This is a genomic window from Achromobacter sp. DH1f (assembly GCF_000633435.1).
GTDB lineage: Bacteria > Pseudomonadota > Gammaproteobacteria > Burkholderiales > Burkholderiaceae_B > Achromobacter > Achromobacter deleyi.
Window position 1 is genome coordinate 1 of sequence record NZ_AYMF01000141.1, and the last position, 237, is coordinate 237.

Sequence of the window (237 nt, forward strand, 5' to 3'; positions counted from 1 at the left end):
TCGTCGTCGGCCGCCTGCCCGGCCCCGACATGGCCTCGATCTCCGGCGTCGCCGTCGACCACCACAAGCTCTACCGCGAAGACCTGTGCCTGGTCGTCGGCGCCCAACACCCCCTGGCCCACGCCCCCCAGATCGCCCTGCCCGACCTGATCGACCACATCTGGATCCTGCCGGCCCCCACGTCCCCCCTACGCGCCTCGATAGAACGCACCTTCTTCGACGCCGGCCTGCGCCTGC

The 237-nt window shown here is 71.3% G+C and carries 1 protein-coding gene; it reads left to right on the plus strand.

Annotation, left to right across the window (positions count from 1 at the left end; translation table 11 throughout):
• Positions 1–237 (plus strand): LysR substrate-binding domain-containing protein (locus U858_RS0133465; protein ID WP_029954833.1); only part of this gene is annotated, 237 nt, incomplete at both ends.